The organism is Corynebacterium pollutisoli, from assembly GCF_900177745.1.
Classification (GTDB): domain Bacteria; phylum Actinomycetota; class Actinomycetes; order Mycobacteriales; family Mycobacteriaceae; genus Corynebacterium; species Corynebacterium pollutisoli.
Map to the genome: position 1 here is coordinate 204,970 of NZ_FXAR01000004.1, position 17,451 is coordinate 222,420.

Below are 17,451 nucleotides of genomic sequence, written 5' to 3' on the forward strand. Positions count from 1 at the left end.
ACTAACGTCCCCGGTCTATGATGGGGCCCATGGATATCAAGATCGGTTTTGCAGATTCGCCCCGTGAACTCGTCATCAACACGGAGGACAACCAGGATGACGTCGCCAACCGGGTGGCCGAGGCCCTGAACAACGACCACGCGACCCTGCAGCTCACCGACGCCAAGGGGGTCCGCTACATCGTCCGTGCCCGCCAGATCGCCTACGTCGAGCTGGGCACCACCACGCAGCGTTTCGTCGGTTTCGCCGGCGCCTAAGGTTCATCGACCACTCCCCATGAGTTCCCGCCCCGCCCCGTCGGTACTGGCCCGTTACGCCCGTGAGCTGGGATGGCGTGCCTACGCCATCCCGGTTCTCCTCGTCATCACCATCTGGGTGCTCGTCGACGTCTTCACCGCGCCCGCCGACCCCGGGGAGACCGGCGCGGCCGGGCAGGCGACGGAGACGACGGCGACGGAGTCGGAAGACGGGGCGGCGTCGGAAAGCAACGACGACGAGGGCCGCTCCGGCCCGAACCCGGCGGACGACCCCGACCAGCAGCTGCCGCTCAACCAGCTCCCGCCCGGTGGCCCCTACACCGAGCAGGGGGAGGGCACCTTCCGCACGGTGGGCACCCCCGGCATGACCGCCGGTGAGGGTGAGGACATGGTCGTGCGGTTCGTCGTCGAGGTCGAGGACGGTGTGGACACCGCCGGCTCCGGCGGCGACGACGCGCTGTCCGCCATGATCGACGCCACCCTGTCCAACCCCAAGGGCTGGACCAACGACCGGGCCTTCCGCTTCGAGCATGTCGGCCCGGACGACAACCCCGACATGCGCATCCAGCTCACCAGCGTGGGTACCACCCGCGAGGTGTGCGGCGGCCTCGACCTCGAGATGGAGACCAGCTGCCACATCCGTATCGACGGGGTCAGCCGCGTCGTGCTCAACGAGTCCCGCTGGGTCCGCGGCGCCGCCCCCTTCAACGGTGACCTCGGCTCCTACCGTCAGTACCTGGTCAACCACGAGGTCGGCCACGGTCTCGGCTACGCCGCCCACGAGGCCTGCGGCGGCGAGGGCGAGCTCGCGCCGATCATGATGCAGCAGACCCTGTCTCTCAACAACGCGGAGCTGCACTCGATCAACCCGGACGAGGTCTACCCCGACGAGCCCACGACCTGCCTGTACAACCCGTGGCCGTACCCGCGCCCCGCAGTCCTCTAGGAGGGTGACCGTGTACCAGGAGACCGTTCCCGCCCACGTCGTCGATGCTTTCCAGGGGGTGCCCGGTCTGCCCGAGCCCGCCGGTCACGGCTGGGACCACGGCTGGCGGATCGGCCCCTACGTCTACTCCCGGGCCTGCGGGGTGGCGGCCGGCTGGTCCGCGAAACTGCGCGGCACCCTGCAGGTCGACGGCGTGCGCCTGGCCCGCCCGGTCCGCTCCACCGACGGCCGGTTCGTCGTCGCCGGGTGGAAGGCGTCGACGTGGATCGACGGGGAACTGGCGCGCCGGGTGGATGAGACGGTGCTCGTGGCCCTGCGCCTGGCCGAGGCGCTGGCCGCACAGCCCGCCCCGCCGGAACCCGAGCAGGCCGATCCCTTCGTGCTCGCCGACCAGCGCGCCTGGGAGGAGGACGCCCCGGAGTACCGACCCGTCACCGGCCCGCTGCAGGTCGGCCACGCGGACCTGCTGGCCAGCACTCTCTACCACGGGACGCAGGCCCCGGTGGTCACCGATCTCGTGCCCTTCGCCGCACCCCGCCCCGCCGCGTACACCGCGGCGCTGGTCATCGTCGACGGTCTCATCGCCGGGGCGGTGGACGACGGCATCATCGACCGCTTCCGCCACCTGCCCGACATGGACCAGCTGCTGCTGCGCGCGGTGAGCTACCGTCGCCACGTCAATGACCTGCATCCGGAGTCGACGTCGAACGCCCGATCGCACATCCGGAGGGTCGAGGACCTCCTCATGTCGGAGGCACCTGATACAAACTAGGGCATGACCTCACCTGCCCCGACCCCCGACGTCCGCCTGGTCTCCCGGGTACGCGAGCTGCCCACCCGTTCCTGGCCGGGTGAGCTCCCGTCCGCCGGGGTGTGGCGGGTGACCGGCCCCGCCGGCTCGGGGGTGTCGAGTCTGCTGGTGGACACGGTCCTGGCGCGGATCGACGCCGGGCTCGACCCCACCGGCATCCTCGTCGTCGCCTCCTCCAAGGAGACCGGCGCGCTGCTGCGCCGGGAACTCACCGACCGCCTCGCCGGCACCGGTTTCGCCTCCGAGGCCCCGCTGGTGCGCTCCATCCACTCGCTGGCCTTCGCCCTGCTGCGCGACGCCTCCCCCGATCCGGTGCGGCTGATCACCGGCGCGGAGCAGGACGCCGTCATCCGGGAGTTGCTGCGCGGTCACGCCGAGGAGGGGCGGGGCCTGTGGCCGGCGGAGCACCGCCCGGCGCTCACCTTCGTCGGTTTCGCCCGTCAGCTGCGTGACTTCCTGCTGCGTGCCGCCGAGCGCGGCCTGTCCCCGGAGGACCTGGAGGCACTCGGGCAGCGGCACGGCCGCCCGATATGGACCGCCGCGGGGGACTTCCTCCGCGAGTACGAGCAGACGATGGCCCTGTCCGCCGCCTCCAGCTACACCAGCTACTCCGCGTCCGAACTGGTCAGCGCGGTGCTGGAGAAGCCCGTCACCTCGCAGTGGCACACCCTCGTCGTCGACGACGCCCAGCACCTCGACCCCACCTCCGCGGAGCTCATCCGCCGCCTCATCCCGGGCACGGAGCTGGTGGTCATCGGCGGTGACCCGGAGCAGTCCATCTTCCGCTTTCGTGGCGCGACCCCGGAGTTCCTCACCGGCCTCGACGTCGACGACGAGATCCGCCTCCCCGAGTCCCGGCGGCAGCCGGACCGCGAGGTCGTCATCGTCGACTCCCCGTCGGTGCAGCACGCCTTCCTCGCGGACCGCATCCGCCGCGCCCACCTGCTCGACGGCGTCGCCTACTCCGACATCGCGGTCATCGTCCGCTCCACCGGTCAGCTGGCCCCGGTTCGCCGTGCCCTGCTGGCCGCCGGCGTGCCCGTCCACCTCAACCCGACGGACGTCGTCCTCTCCGAGCAGCGCATCGTGGCCAACGTCCTCCTCGGCGTCCGCGCGCTCACCGAGGAACTGAGCCCCGCCGACCTCGAGGAGCTGCTCCTCGGCCCCGTCGGCGGCGCCGACCCCGTCACCCTGCGCCGCCTCGTCCGCGGCCTGCGCCGCTTCGACCCCACCGCCCGCGGCGTGGACACCCTGCGTTCCCTGCTGCTTCCCGACGCCCCGTTGCCCGACTTCGAGGGCCTGCTCACCGACCGTGAGCAGGCCATCCTCGGCCGCATCCGCGGCGTGCTCGAGTCCGGCCGCGCGGCCCTGGGCGGCGGGGTGGAGGAGGTCCTGTGGGCCGTATGGTCCGCCACCGGGCTCTCCGACCATCTCCTGGCGGCCTCTCTCCGTGGCGGCGCGACCGGTTCCCAGGCGGACCGTGACCTCGACGCCATGATGTCGCTCTTCGACGCCGCCGGCGACTACGCCGAGCGTCGCCCCACCGGCTCCGTCCGCGGTTTCCTCACCCACATCGAGGAACAGGAGCTGCCCACCGGCGTCCGCGACCGCCGCACCGCCACCCCGGAGGCCGTCACCCTGCTCACCGCCCACGGCACCGTCGGCGGGGAGTGGAGTCACGTCGTCGTGGCCGGCGCCCAGGAGGGGGCGTGGCCCTCGCTGGGGTCCACCGGATCGCTCTTCGGCCAGGAGGAGCTCGTCGAGCTCGTCGACGCCGGGATCGACCCCGACCTGCCCGTCTCCCACACCGCCGACCGCCTCCGGGAGGAGCGTCGCCTCTTCCACGTCGCCACCTCACGCGCCACCACGTCGCTGCTGCTCAGCGCCGTGCACGCCCCGAACGCGGACGAACCCACCGAACCCTCCCGCTTCCTCGGGGAGTTCTGCACGGCCCACGGCATCGAGGTGCAGCGTTTCGCCGCGGACCCGGCGGACGAGAAGGCCGAGTACGACCCCCTCCACGTGCGCCTGCTCTCCGTGCCGGGGCTGCTCGCCGAACTGCGCCGCGTGGTGAGCGACCCCGCCGCCCGCGGCGACGAGCGCGCGCAGGCCGCCCGCCAGCTCGCCCGCCTGGCGCGGGCCGGGGTGCCCGGGGCCGACCCGGAGGGGTGGTGGACGACGACGGCGGCGTCGACAAGCGAGGCCCTCCCGGCGGTCACGGCGCTGTCGCCCTCGCGCATCGAGGGGCTGCTGACGTGCCCGCTGCGGGAGGTCATCCAGCGCCTCGTGGTCGAGGAGGAGACCCCCGAGGCGATGGTGCGGGGCTCGCTCGTGCACGCCTTCTTCGAGGCGCTCGGACGGGGGGCCGACGCCGACGAGGCGACGGCGCTCACCGTCGCCGCCTGGGAGTCCCTGCAGAAGTCGCCGGCGTGGATGCGGGCGGCGGAGAAGGAGGCCTTCGTCACCCTCCTCACCGAGGCCGCCGGCTGGCTGCGCTCGCGCCGGATCAACTACACCCAGGTCGGAGTCGAGGTCGGCGTCGACGTCGAGGTCACCGACGGGGTCCGCATCCGTGGTCGCATGGACCTGCTGGACAAGGACAGCGGCGACCGGCACTGGATCGTCGACCTCAAGACCTCCCGCACCGCCGTCAGCCACGACGACGCGGAGGCCCACCTCCAGCTCATGGCCTACCAGCTGGCCCTGAGCAGGGGAGTGTTCCGCGACGGGCAGGTCACCGACCCGGCCCCCGGGGAGCAGCCCCTGGAGGTGGCGGGAGGCAAGCTCGTCTTCCCCGCCCACGTCACCGCGAAATACGGCGTGGCGGAACGCGACCAGATGCCCCGCAGCAGCGAGGATCTGGCCGAGTTCGCCGAGCTCCTGCCCCCGCTCCTCGAGCAGATGCGCGGCCCCGTCCTCACCGCCCGCGCCAACGACCACTGTGAGCGATGCCCCGTGCGGAGCATCTGCCCCATCCAGCCCGAAGGAAAGGTGATCACCCGTGCGTGAGACCTCCCCCGTCCTGCTCTCCCAGTACCTCGGGCAGAAGTTCCCGCCGACCGACCAGCAGGCCGCCATCATCGGTGACCGCCCGGGCCCGCTGCTCGTCGTCGCCGGGGCCGGCGCCGGCAAGACCGAGACCATGGCGGCGCGCGTCGTGTGGCTGGTGGCCAACGGGCTCGCCCGCCCCGACGAGATCCTCGGCCTCACCTTCACCCGCAAGGCGGCCCAGGAGCTCGGCCGCCGCATCCGCCAACGGCTGGAGACCCTCGCCGGGGTGCCCGCCATCCGGGACATCGACCCCTCCGGTGAGCTGGAGAAGAACCTCACGACGATCGCCCCGACGGTGTCCACCTACGACTCCTACGCCGGGCAGCTCATCCGCGAGTACGGGCTTCTGGTCCCGGTGGAGCCCGCGGCGCAGATCATCACCGCCGCCGACCTCTACGCCATCGCCCACGAGGTGGTGACCAACCACACCGGTGAACTGGGGGCGACCCAGCAGGTGGCCACCGTCACCGAGTACCTGCTCAAGCTCATCGACGAGATGAACAACCAGGTCATGAGCCCCGACGAACTCGTCGAGGAGACCCGTGCCTTCCTCCTCGGTATGGAGGAACTGCCCCTCGACGGCACGAAGGACTACACGAAGGCCACCCTGAAGTGGCCCGAGATGCAGCGCCTGCGCCTGCAGTACCTGCCCCTCATCGAGTCCCTCCGGGCCGAGCTCACACGCCGTGACGTCGTCACCTTCAACGAGCAGATGTCCGTGGCGGCCCGCCTCGCCGCCGAGCACCCGGCCATCGGCGTGAGCCAGCGTGCCCGCTACAAGGTCATCATGCTCGACGAATACCAGGACACCTCGCACGCCCAGCGCATCCTGCTGTCCAGCCTGTTCGGTGACGTCAACGAGGGCTCCACCATCACCGCCGTCGGCGATCCCATGCAGTCGATTTACGGCTGGCGCGGGGCCACCGCGGCCAACCTGGAGGCCTTCGTCGACGACTTCCGTCGCGGCGAGGACGCCACCGTCAAACGCGAACTGACCACCTCGTGGCGCAACCCGCCGGAGATCCTCACCCTGGCCAACGCGGTCTCCGACAGTGTGCTCGGCCGGGGCGCCGACCGCGCCGTCGCTGCCCTCGAACCGCGCGACGGTGCGGACCCCGGGGAGGTCACCCTCGGGTTCTACGCCGACCAGGCGGAGGAGATCGCGGCCGTCGCCGACCTCATGGCCCGCGAGTTCCGGGCCCGGAAGGAGGCGGGCGAGAAGTTCACCGGTGCGGTGCTGGTGCGTGCCAACAAACACTCCCAGCCCATCGCCGACGCGCTCAACGAGCGTGGCATCCCCTTCGAGATCGTCGGGCGCGGCGGCCTGCTGCGCACCCCCGAGGTCGCCGACATGGTGGCCCTGGCCACCATGCTCATCCGCCCGCAGGACTCCGCGGCGGCGCTGCGCGTGCTCACCGGCCCCGTGGTGGGGCTCGGCCTCACCGATCTCGTCGCCCTGGGGCAGCGGGCGAAGAACCTCGCCGGCCGCGGCGAGCGCCTCATTCACCCGGAGGAGCCGATCGAGCGACTGGCCTCCCAGCTGGCGGAGCTCACCGCCGACCCGCCGGACCAGGTGCCGGGACTCACCGACGCCGTCGCCGACCTCGGCGAGCGCGGGCGCTATTCGGAGGAGGGGGTGCGCCGCCTCGAGCTGCTGTCCTCCCGCCTGCGACAGCTGCGTACGACGAGCCTGGCGAAGTCCCTGCCGGACCTGTTCGCGGACATCGAGAACGTCTTCGGGGTCCGCACTGAGGTGCTCGCCTCCGGCAACCTCGCCGGCGCAGTCCACCTCGACCGCCTCCACGACGAGGTGGCCGCCTACTCCGGTGACAGCCTCAGCGGCCTGCTGGACTTCTTCGCCCTGGCACTCACCCACGAGGACGGGCTCGAACCCGGTGAGGTGACCGTCCGGGAGGACCAGGTGCAGATCCTCACCGCCCACAAGGCCAAGGGCCTCGAGTGGGACGTCGTCGCGGTCGTCCACGCGGATTCGTCGACCTACAAGGCGACGGTGTCGACGTTCCTCACCAATGTGACCAAGGTCCCCGACCCCAGCTTCACCGCCCTGGAGGAGGCCGCCGACCGCAAGGACTTCGAGCGACTGGTCACCGGTGCAAAGGCCACCAAGACCCGCGACGAGGTCGTCGGCTGGCTGCAGGAGCAGAAGAAGGCGGAGGAAGAGGAGGCTTCGCGCCTGTTCTACGTCGCCATCACCCGCTCCGAGCGGGTGCTCTCGGTGACCGGTTCCCGGCGGATCTCCACCGCCGACCCCTACGAGCACCTGGTGCGCCTCAAGGAGGCCGCCCCCGAGTCGGTCGTCGCGTGGGAGACAGGGGTTCCTGAGGAGACTGAAGAGACGGACGGCACGGCGGAGATCCCGGAGCCGGAGACCGGCACCTTCCCCCAGCTCGAACCGGACCCGGACGCTATGTCTGGTGCGGAGCTGGTCCGCCGCGCCATGGCCGATCTGCCCGCGCAGACCAGCGGCGAGACCTTCGACTTCTGGGAGCGGGAGACCACCGCGCTCATCGAGGAGTGGGAGGCCGCGCAGGCCCCGGTCGTCGAGGTGGAGCTGCCCGGTGAGCTCACCGCCACCGACCTGGTCAACCTGCGTGCCGACGCCCTGCAGTTCGCCCGCCGCCAGCGCCGCCCCGTGCCGTTCAAGCCGAACCAGTACGCCAAGCGCGGCACCGCCTTCCACGAGTGGCTGGAGGACCGCTTCGGCGCCAGTGCGCTGCTCGACGAGAATGAGCTGCCCGGTATCGACGAGGTCCCCGTCGACGCCGACCAGCTGGCCCGCCTCAAGGAGAGCTTCCTGGACAGTGAGTGGGCGGAGCGGACCCCGGAGTTCGTGGAGCAGCCCTTCGAGGTGAGCATCGGCGACGCGATCGTGCGCGGCCGCATGGACGCGGTGTTCCGTGACCCGCAGAACCCGGACGGGTGGCTCATCGTCGACTGGAAGACGGGCCGCCCGCCGAGTGGTGCAGACCGGAAGGCCGCCATCATCCAGCTGGCCGTCTACCGGGAGGCGTGGCTGCGCATTCTCGGGGAGGAGCAGGCCCCGGTGCGCGCCGCCTTCCACTACGTCGGCTGGGGCGAGACGCTCGAGCCGCACGACCTGCCCGGGCGGGAGGAACTGGAGCGACTGCTGGCGGACGCCGTCGTCGATAAGCAGTAAAGTCAGGTCCACGACAGGAAGGAGCGACGGGCATGCGCGACCGCATCCGCGAACGTTTCCGTGGGGACACGGAGCTCAGCAGTCTGCCGGACCATGCGCTGCTCGGGATCATCAACATCCCGGGCGCCATCGCGGCGAGCCCGTGGTCCCTCATCGGACGGCGGGTGCTCTACGCGTTCCTGCTGCTGTTCCTGGTGGCGCTCATCGTCTACCTGGACAAGGACGGTTACTCGGAGCACCTGACGTTCATCGACGCGTTCTACTACTCGGCGGTGTCACTGTCGACGACCGGGTACGGCGACATCACCCCGGTGACGCAGTCCGCCCGCCTGATGAACATCGTGGTGATCACCCCGATCCGGATCGCCTTCGTCATCCTGCTCGTCGGCACCACCCTGTCGGTGCTGACGGAGAATTCCCGCAAGACCCTGCAGATCCAGCGTTGGAGGAAGAGCGTGCGCAATCACACCATCGTCATCGGCTACGGCACGAAGGGCCGTTCCGCGGTGGCGGCCCTGCTCGCCGATGGCGTGGCGCCGAACCAGATCGTCGTCATCGACACCGACAAGCAGGCCCTGGCCCGCGCCGAGAACCAGGGGCTGGTCACGGTCTACGGGTCGGGCACGAAGGCGGATGTGCTCAAGATCGCCGGCGTCACCCGCGCCCGCGCCGTCGTCGTCGCCCCCAACGTGGACGACACCGCCGTGCTGGTCACACTGTCGGTGCGGGAGATCGCGCCGTCGGCGATGATCGTCGCCAGTGTCCGTGAGTCGGAGAACCAGCACCTCCTCGAGCAGTCGGGCGCCGACTCCGTCGTCATCTCCTCCGAGACCGCTGGCCGCATGCTCGGACTGGCCACAGTCACGCCCTCCGTCGTCGAGATGATGGAGGATCTGCTCAGCCCGGATGAGGGCTTCTCCGTCGCCGAGCGCCCCATCGCCGAGGACGAGGTGGGCGCCAACCCGCGTCACCTCGCCGACATCGCCCTCGGACTGGTCCGCTCCGGCGAGCTGTACCGCATCGACTCGCCCGAGGCCGAGACCGTCGAACCGGGCGACCGCCTGCTGTTCATCCGCCACGTCACCGGGGAGGACGTGAAGAGTGTTTCTGCCGATCGGCCCCGCGGGTGAGGTTCCCGTCGACGCGTCCGGCACTCCGCTCCACCTGTCCCGCCCACCCGGGCCGCCGAACGCGCACCTGACCGTCCGGGTCACCGCCGACCTGTCCGCCGTGCGGATGAGCCTGGCGGAGCTGGAGTCGCTCCTGCCTCCCGGGGGACGGGTGGTGGATCCGCGTGCCTTCGGCGGCGACCGGGTGGTCTCCCGGGCGGTGGCGCTGCTGCGGCACCGGGAGCAGTCGGGTTTCGACCCGGCGGACGGCTCCCCGCTGTACTTCGAGGCCGACGGCGTCGTCGCCGTGGGAGCCGCGGGGCGGCGCATCTTCCCGCGCGTCGACCCGGCGGTCATCGGGCTGGTTGAGCTGCACGGAGAGGAGCGGATCCTGCTGGGACGCAACGCGCGGCGCGGCAGCTACTGGTCGCTCATCGCCGGATACGTCGAGCACGGGGAGAACCTCGAGGAGGCCTTCGCCCGGGAGGTCCGCGAGGAGACCGGCCGCCGCGTGTCCGACGTCCGCTACTGGGGCAGTCAGCCCTGGGCCGTCAGCGGGTCCCTCATGGTCGGGTTCACCTCCGTGACCGGGGACGAGCACCCGGTGGGGGAGACCGACGGGGAGCTCATCGAGACCCGGTGGGTGTCGCGGCCGGAGCTGGCCGACCTACCCCTGGCCCGCCCGGGTTCGATCGCACATGCGATGATCACCCAGTGGAGGGATGAGTGGGACGAATGGAGGAACACATGGACCGCCCGGTGATCGACCTGTCGGATCTGGACGACGACCAGCGCGTCGCCGCCACCGCCCCGCGCGGGCCGGTGTGCATCCTGGCTGGTGCGGGCACGGGTAAGACCCGCACGATCACCTACCGGATCGCGCACCTCATCAGTCAGGGTTTCGTCAGCCCCAACCGGGTGCTGGCCGTGACGTTCACCGCGCGTGCGGCCGGCGAGATGCGCCACCGCCTGCACCTCATGGGCATCGGCGGGGTCCAGGCGCGCACCTTCCACGCCGCCGCGCGCCGCCAGCTGTCCTACTTCTGGCCGCAGGTCGCCGGCTCCCTGCCGTGGCGGCTGCTGGACAACAAGTTCCCCCTCGTCGGCCGTGCCGCCCGCGGGGTGGGTGTGGAGTCGACGACGGAGAACGTCCGCGATCTGCTCGGTGAGATCGAGTGGGCGAAGGCCAGCCTCATCACCCCGGACCAGTACGCCGAGCGGATCGTCGGCACCGACCGCACCCCGCCGGTGCCGGCCGCGAAGGTCGCCGAGGTGTACCGCCGTTACGAGGCCGCCAAGACCACCGAGGAGGGCATGCTTCTCGACTTCGACGACCTCCTCCTCCACGTCGCCGCCGCCCTGGAGAACGCCCCCGGCGTGGCCGACGAGTTCCGCGAGCAGTACCGCACCTTCGTCGTCGACGAGTACCAGGACGTCACCCCGTTGCAGCAGCGGGTGCTGCAGGCCTGGCTCGGTGACCGGGACGACATCACCGTCGTCGGCGACGCCAACCAGACCATCTACTCCTTCACCGGCGCCACCCCGAACTACCTCCTCGATTTCCCGCGGACCTACGAGAACGCCACCCTGGTGAAGCTGCAGCGGGACTACCGTTCCACCCCGCAGATCACCGACCTGGCGAACACCGTCATCGGGCAGGCCACCGGCCGGGTCGCCGGCACCCGCCTGGAGCTGCAGGGCATGCGGCCGGACGGCCCGGAGCCCACGTTCCACTCCTACGACGATGAACCCACCGAGGCCCGGGAGGTCGCCGGGCAGATCCTCACCCTGTTGGGCCGCGGGGTGCCGGCCAGTGAGATCGCGGTGCTCTACCGCATCAACGCCCAGTCGCAGGTCTTCGAGCAGGCGCTGGCCGACGCCGGCATCGTATACCAGGTCCGCGGCGGCGAGGGCTTCTTCAACCGCCCCGAGATCCGGCAGGCCGTCTCCGAGCTGGTCCGCGTCGCGCAGCGCACCGATCTTCCCGACGACCCCGTCGCCGTCACCCGCGCCGCCCTCGCCCCGCTGGGCCTGACCCCCACCGAACCCGAGGGTGCGCAGGCCCGCGAGCGCTGGCAGTCCCTGGTCGCGCTGGTCGACCTCGTCGAGGAACTCGTCCGCGCCCAGCCGGATCTCACCCTCACCGGGGTGCTGCAGGCCCTGCGTCAGCGCGCCGAGTCCAAGCACCCGCCCACCGTCGAGGGGGTGACCCTGGCCAGCCTCCACGCCGCGAAGGGTCTCGAGTGGGACGCCGTCTTCCTCGTCGGCCTGGTGGAGAACACCCTGCCCATCTCCCACGCCATCAAGGCCGGCGCGCACCAGGTGGAGGAGGAACGCCGTCTCTTCTACGTCGGTATCACCCGCGCCCGCGAGCACCTGCACCTGTCGTGGGCCCTGGCCCGCCAGGAGGGGGGCCGCAAGTCCCGCAGCCGTTCCCGCTTCCTCGACGGGGTGGTGCCGCAACTGGAGATCGAGAAGGTCCCCGCCCGCACCGTCCGTCCCAGGCGCTGCCGCGTGTGCGGTGGCCCGCTGTCCACCCCCGGGGAGAAGGTCATCGGCCGCCACGAGGACTGTCCCTCCGGCGCGGACGAGGAGATCTTCGAGACTCTGCGCGCCTGGCGCGCCGAGGCCTCCCGCGAGGCCGGCGTCCCCGCCTACATCGTCTTCTCCGACGCCACCCTCATGGCGCTCGCCGAGGCGCTGCCCGCCGACCGGAACGAGCTTCTCGACGTCCCCGGCGTCGGCCCCGTCAAGGTCGAACGTTATGGCGCGCAGCTGCTCGCCGTCATCGACGCCTTCCGCTGATCCCGGCCGAAACAGACCGGGCACCGCGGGTGGGTGTCCATCACCTCGCGGGTGGATCCCGCCCACGGGTCGGTCACGAGGATCTCGCCCGGCACCGGGGACAACGGTGACACCCCGGGCGGCGTGGTGCCGCCCGCCAGTTCCGCGATGACCGCGGTGGCCTGCCCGACGACCATGCTCAGCGTGGCGGGGGAGGGGCGCACCGGGCCGCCCGGCAGCTGGGTGACCACCCGGTGCCACAGGCCGTCCCGGTCGGTGTGGTGCAGGTCGTGGCACAACGGGCAGGGACCGGCGGCGTCGATACGCAACGGGCCGATGACGCCCCGATGATCGACGACCGACACCGGCACCGACGTCGGGGCGAAGCGCGTGAGCATCGGCGCCATCGCCCGCGAATGGGCGAGGCGGTCGACGACCACCACCGGCACGGTGATCTCCGCAGCCGCCAGGTAGGCGTACTCGGACTCACCCCGCACCGGGGACCGCACCGTCACCCCCGCGGCGGTGAGCATCTCCGTGAGCAGCTGCGCCAGCCGACCGCGCCCCAGCACGATGACCGAGGCGTCGCGCGGTGGGACGAGGATCCGGTAGGCGACCAGATCGTCGAGCAGGCTCGCGGCCGCCGTCCGGGCCAGCCCGGCCGCCACCAGCCGGTCGAGCAGCTCCGTGCGCGGCCGGGCGCGCCGGGCCGCCAGCAGCGTCGACATGATCATCGGTGCCTGCGCCGTCTCGACGACCCCGGCACGCGTCGCATCCACCCCGAACTGCAGGGCGTCGCGCCCCCGCAGGTAGACGTGCGCCCCATCCGCCAGGCGCAGCGTGTCGCCATCCCCCATGCGCCTATCTGACCACAGATACAATGCCTTGTCATGCCGTCTCACCCGCCCGCCGTTGAGGTCATCCGCTCCGCTCGCCGTCACCGCACGGTGCAGGCCCGGCTCGTCGGCGACACCGTTGAGGTCCGTATCCCCGCCCGGATGAGCGCCGCCGAGGAGGAGAAGGCCGTGGCCGACATCCTGGCCAAGCTGCGGCGGAAGTCAGTGGCCAGCGCGACCTCGGACGAGGATCTGCAGGCCCGGGCGGAGCAGCTCAACGCCCGGCACCTGGAGGGCCGGGCCACGATCGGGTCGATCCGGTGGGTGGGCAACCAGCACGCCCGGTGGGGATCCTGCACCCCCTCGACCGGGACGATCCGCATCACCGACCGCCTGCGGAAGGTGCCCGACTACGTCCTCGACGCCGTCATCCTCCACGAACTCGTCCACACCTTCATCCCCGGGCACGGGCCGGAGTTCTGGGAATGGGCCGACCGGGCTCCGCAGGCCGAACGCGCGAAGGGTTACCTGGAGGCGTACCAGCGCTTCGGGTGAGCGCGGTTGCGCATTTCGACCTGACGTTAAACCCCGGGATCAGTCGCATCCTGGGGAAATGCGGGACCAGTGTCAGGTCCACTTGTCCGGCTGGCGCCGAGCATCCCCCCGCCTCCCGGGGAGGGGAGGGTTACTTCTCGGTCGGGGTGTCCTCACCGGAGTCGTCCTCCGGGTCGGTGTCCTGCTCGCGCAGCATCTCCTCGAGCTTGGCCAACTCGCGGTCGAACTCATCGGAGTCGCCCTCCCCGAGGAGGCCGTCGATGAAGTCGGCGGAGTTGTCCAGCTGCTCCGCGGAGGGCATGAGGTCCGGGTGCTCCCAGATGCCGTCGCGGCGCTCCTGGCCGACGGCGATGTCGACGCGACGCCACAGCTCCACGGCCTCCGCGACCTTGGGGGCGGCGAATTCGATGCCGACGATCTTGGCGAAGGCCTGCTCGGCGGAACCACCGGTGGCGCGGCGGCGACGCCACGCCTCGGTCATGGTCCGGGTGGAGGGGATGCGCTCGCTCATGGCCTGGTCGACGACGTACTCGACCCAGCCCTCGACGAGGGCCAGCAGGGTCTCCAGGCGGGAGACGGCCTGGGCGTTGCGGGAGGAGATCTTCGGGGACAGGTCCATGCCCTGCAGGCGCTGCATCGCGTCCTGGATGGCGGCGGGGTCACCGGACTCGAGGTTGAGCTCGCGGGTGGCCTCCTCGATGTGGGAGGTGTCGATGACCAGGCCGGCGGCGTACTCCTCGACGGAGGAGACGAGGCGCTCGACCAGCCACGGCACATGGCGGTAGAGTCGCTGGCGGGCGGACTCACGCGCGGCGATGTAGACCATGAGCTCCTGGCCAGCGACGGTGAGCTCCTTGCCGGCGGCCGTGATGTTGGTCGGCAGGAGGGCGGTGACGTCGGTCGGGGCGACGGGCAGTCCGAAGTCGGAGCCGGTGAGCGCCTGCTTGGCCAGGTCACCGAGGGCGTTGCCCAGCTGCATACCGAAGTTCATGCCGGACATCTGGTTCATCATCTGCAGCATCGGGCCGACCATTTCCCGGGCCTCCTCCGGCAGGGACGCCAGCTGTGCCTCGTTCATGTGCTCGGCGACGGGGCTGACAAGGCGCTTCCACATCGGCAGCGTCTGGGTGAGCCAGTCCTCCGCGTTCCACGCCACGACGCGGCCCCCGGCGGTGGGCATCTGCGTGGTGTCGTCGAGCCACAGCTCGGCGAGGCGCGCGGCCTCCTCCACGGCGGCACGGTCCTGGTCGCGGACGGGCGCGACCTGCCCGATCTGCTGCCGGGCGATGCGTTCCGCGAGGGCGTAGTTGACGGGGCCCTGGCCCTCGGGGGAGTTCATCGAGGAACCCATGCCGGAGAGCATCTGGCCGAACTGGCTGAGCATGTCGCCCAGCCCGCCGGATCCGTCCGCCCCGCCGAAGCCGAAGGGGCCGAAGGGATTCTGGTCGCGGCGTGACTTGTCGTCGTCATCGTCGCCTGGTCCGAAGGAGAAGCCGAATCCACCTGTGTTCATGGCATCCAATCTACCGGCGGGCGGCAACCATAAGCCATGATGTGGGCAACGCTGACAGCGAACACAGGTACCCTGATTCTCCGTGAACGATTCCTCGACCCCCGCCAACCGTCGACTCCGCACCCTCGCCTGGGGTGCCGTGCCGGTGCTGGCGATGACCGCACTGGTGTCGATGGACCACATCCCGGGCACCGACATCTCGCTGACCGTGCCGTATGCCGCGGAGGGGCCGGGCCCGATGTTCGACACCCTCGGCCAGGTCGAGGGGGCGCCCGTCGTGGAGATCGACGGCACCGAGGTCGACGACACCTCCGGGGAACTGCGGATGACCACCGTCTCGGTGCGGTCGGGCATGACCCTGGCCCAGGCGCTGAGCCGCTGGCTGACCACCGACGACACCCTCGTGCCGATCGAGCAGGTCTTTCCGCCGGATCTCACCCCGGAGCAGGTGGAGCAGGCCAACAAGGCCGCCTTCTCCTCCTCGGAGGCCGCCGCCACGGTCGCCGCCATGAACTACCTGGGCCGCCCGGTGGAGGTCGTGGCCGCGGAGATCATCGAGGATTCGGCGGCCACCGGCCGCCTCGAGGCGGGTGACGTGATCACGGCGGTGGACGGACAGGGCGTCGATAAGCCGGGTCAGGTGCAGGAGATCGTGCGGTCGAAGCAGCCGGGCGAGCAGGTGACGCTCACGCTGCGGCGCGGCGGCGCGGAGCTCGAGGAGACCATTGAACTCGGCGCGAATCCGCAGGACGAGAAGCTGGCGATGCTGGGTGTGTACATGAACTCGCAGCCCGTCGACGGGGTCGAGGTGTCCTACAACCTGCAGGACATCGGCGGCCCGAGTGCGGGCATGATCTTCTCGCTGGCGGTCATCGACAAGCTCTCCCCGGGCGAACTCAACGCCGGGCGTACCGTCGCCGGGACCGGCACCATCGCCGAGGACGGCACCGTCGGACCCATCGGCGGCATCGAGCACAAGGTGCGCGCCGCGGCGGAGGACGGGGTGGAACTGTTCCTCGCACCCGCCGCCAACTGCGGGGAGGCGCTCCAGGGGCAGCGCGGGGATATCGTCGTGGCGCAGGTGAGCACGCTCGATGACGCGATCACCGCGATGGCGGACTTCGACGCCGGGCGCGATGTGGTGACCTGCGGCTAGGCCGGTCAGGTCTCGGTGTCGGCCGGCTCCTCCGGCTCCGCGGAGGGCTGCTCCGCCAGGCCGAGCTCGTAGATCCGCTCCTGCGGGTCGACGCGGTCGGAGGAGACCATCTGCTGCATGACCAGGCCCTCCTCATTATCGACGACCGTGATCACCGCCGTCGTCCCCAGCGTCGACCAGCCGACGACCTTGCGCCCCGTGTCCTCCACGACCCGCGAGCTGCGCAACTCGGTGATCAGCTGCGTCGTCGACGCCGCCTTCGACATCGACTGGAAGAACTGGAACTGACCGACCTCCGGGCCGGAGCACTCCCACGCGTTGCTGATGCCGCTGTCGTTGCACGACTCGAACTGGCGGAACAGCGAGGCCGGCGCGACGGAACCGAAGATCTTCTGCACCTCGGCGACATCGTCCGGCACGCCCCGCCTGCTTGTCGACGACACCGTGGTCCCCGTCGTCTCCGGGGCCCGGGTGGTGCGGGTCGTCGTCTCCTCGCTCGTCTCCTCCGTCGTGGGGGTGGGGGAGGAGGTGGTGGTCTCCGTCACCGCGGTGGTGGCCGTGGGGGCGGTGGTGGTCGGTTCGGTGGTCGGTGCCGGCTCATCCTCGGAGCCGCACGCCACCAGGCCGACGCTGAGCAGCACCGCGGCGGTGGCGGCGGTGACGCGGGCGGGGCGGGGGAATCGCACGGGGGCCTCAGACTCCTTGGAAAACGACGTTCCGGACCAGTCTAGTCGACCGGATCCGGGTCCTGCTCGAGACCGAAACGCAGGGCGGAGATCACCCCGGGGGCAACCTCCGGGCCGCCCCGCAGCTCGATGTCGTCCTCGGCGAAGGCACCCGCCTCGGCCAGCTCCTCCTCGGTGGGACGCAGCTGGAGGAGCGTCAGCTCGACCCCCTCCGGGCGCAGGACGCCGGAGAAGAGGCGGGCGGGGCGGGCGGGGGCGTCGGCAAGCGAGGCCTCGCGGAACATGATCTCCTGCGCGAGGACGACACCCTCGACCTCTGCGGGCCAGGCCAGGCGGGAGAGGTAATCGCCCAGCTCATCGGAGCCGGGGAGGATGTGCCCGGGCAGTTCCTGCACGACGAGGGTGAGGGGCGCGGCGTCGTCCGGATCGGGCAGCTGATCGGCGAGCAGGCGGGTCGGGACGAGCGCGAAGAGCGTCGGGGCGGCGTCCCACCCCTCGGCGTGCACGAACTCGACGGCCTCCATCATGGCCTTGTTCAGCGCCTGCGAGGTGTTTTCGGGAACTGTCAC

General features: G+C 71.1%; 14 protein-coding genes. 10 read left to right on the plus strand and 4 right to left on the minus strand.

The window, feature by feature from the left end; genetic code table 11:
* The first annotated feature begins 29 nt into the window (after window positions 1–29).
* From B9Y70_RS07280 to B9Y70_RS07315, 8 genes are read left to right on the plus strand one after another with little or no spacing between them, the layout of a single operon-like run.
* Window positions 30–257 carry a DUF3107 domain-containing protein gene (locus B9Y70_RS07280; protein ID WP_085549600.1) on the plus strand — a complete coding sequence of 76 codons (228 nt, stop codon included), beginning with the start codon at window positions 30–32 and terminating at the stop codon, window positions 255–257.
* A gap of 19 nt (window positions 258–276) precedes the next feature.
* On the plus strand, window positions 277–1,203 hold the full coding sequence (locus B9Y70_RS07285) for a DUF3152 domain-containing protein (RefSeq protein WP_085549601.1): 927 nt from the start codon (window positions 277–279) through the stop codon (window positions 1,201–1,203).
* Between the two features lie 10 nt (window positions 1,204–1,213).
* Complete coding sequence (locus B9Y70_RS07290; RefSeq protein ID WP_085549648.1) at window positions 1,214–1,975, plus strand: TIGR02569 family protein; 762 nt, start codon at window positions 1,214–1,216, stop codon at window positions 1,973–1,975.
* Between the two features lie 3 nt (window positions 1,976–1,978).
* Window positions 1,979–5,023: an ATP-dependent helicase gene (locus tag B9Y70_RS07295; protein ID WP_085549602.1), complete on the plus strand. Its 3,045-nt coding sequence runs from the start codon at window positions 1,979–1,981 to the stop codon at window positions 5,021–5,023.
* The gene (locus tag B9Y70_RS07300) at window positions 5,016–8,243 is read left to right on the plus strand and encodes an ATP-dependent helicase (protein WP_085549603.1); all 3,228 of its coding nucleotides are present in this window, start codon (window positions 5,016–5,018) and stop codon (window positions 8,241–8,243) included. The genes B9Y70_RS07295 and B9Y70_RS07300 overlap by 8 nt, the downstream gene beginning before the upstream one ends.
* Before the next feature lie 32 nt (window positions 8,244–8,275).
* The gene (locus B9Y70_RS07305) at window positions 8,276–9,373 is read left to right on the plus strand and encodes a potassium channel family protein (RefSeq protein WP_085549604.1); all 1,098 of its coding nucleotides are present in this window, start codon (window positions 8,276–8,278) and stop codon (window positions 9,371–9,373) included.
* Entirely contained in the window at window positions 9,345–10,115 is a 771-nt protein-coding gene (locus B9Y70_RS07310) for an NAD(+) diphosphatase (protein WP_085549605.1), read from the plus strand. Before B9Y70_RS07305 ends, B9Y70_RS07310 begins: the two co-directional genes overlap by 29 nt.
* Window positions 10,112–12,157 (plus strand): ATP-dependent DNA helicase UvrD2, encoded by a 2,046-nt coding sequence (locus tag B9Y70_RS07315; protein WP_085549649.1) that lies wholly within the window; start codon window positions 10,112–10,114, stop codon window positions 12,155–12,157. The genes B9Y70_RS07310 and B9Y70_RS07315 overlap by 4 nt, the downstream gene beginning before the upstream one ends.
* Here B9Y70_RS07315 and B9Y70_RS07320 read toward each other — a convergent pair.
* A complete protein-coding gene (locus B9Y70_RS07320; protein WP_085549606.1) occupies window positions 12,115–12,993 on the minus strand; it encodes a hypothetical protein in 879 nt (292 codons plus the stop codon). The genes B9Y70_RS07315 and B9Y70_RS07320 overlap by 43 nt on opposite strands.
* Before the next feature lie 33 nt (window positions 12,994–13,026).
* On the opposite strand from B9Y70_RS07320, the gene B9Y70_RS07325 reads away from it, so the two are divergent.
* Window positions 13,027–13,527 carry a M48 metallopeptidase family protein gene (locus tag B9Y70_RS07325; RefSeq protein WP_085549607.1) on the plus strand — a complete coding sequence of 167 codons (501 nt, stop codon included), beginning with the start codon at window positions 13,027–13,029 and terminating at the stop codon, window positions 13,525–13,527.
* Window positions 13,528–13,657: 130 nt separating this feature from the next.
* Here B9Y70_RS07325 and B9Y70_RS07330 read toward each other — a convergent pair whose 3' ends face one another.
* Window positions 13,658–15,040 (minus strand): zinc-dependent metalloprotease, encoded by a 1,383-nt coding sequence (locus B9Y70_RS07330; protein ID WP_085549608.1) that lies wholly within the window; start codon window positions 15,038–15,040, stop codon window positions 13,658–13,660.
* An 82-nt stretch (window positions 15,041–15,122) separates the two neighbouring features.
* On the opposite strand from B9Y70_RS07330, the gene B9Y70_RS07335 reads away from it, so the two are divergent.
* Window positions 15,123–16,196, plus strand: coding sequence for a YlbL family protein (locus B9Y70_RS07335; RefSeq protein WP_338025218.1), 1,074 nt, complete (start codon window positions 15,123–15,125; stop codon window positions 16,194–16,196).
* Window positions 16,197–16,201: 5 nt separating this feature from the next.
* On the opposite strand, the gene B9Y70_RS07340 is transcribed toward B9Y70_RS07335, so the two are convergent.
* Window positions 16,202–16,882, minus strand: coding sequence for a hypothetical protein (locus B9Y70_RS07340; RefSeq protein ID WP_085549609.1), 681 nt, complete (start codon window positions 16,880–16,882; stop codon window positions 16,202–16,204).
* Between the two features lie 41 nt (window positions 16,883–16,923).
* Entirely contained in the window at window positions 16,924–17,409 is a 486-nt protein-coding gene (locus tag B9Y70_RS07345) for a PPA1309 family protein (protein ID WP_085549651.1), read from the minus strand.
* Window positions 17,410–17,451: the final 42 nt, after the last annotated feature.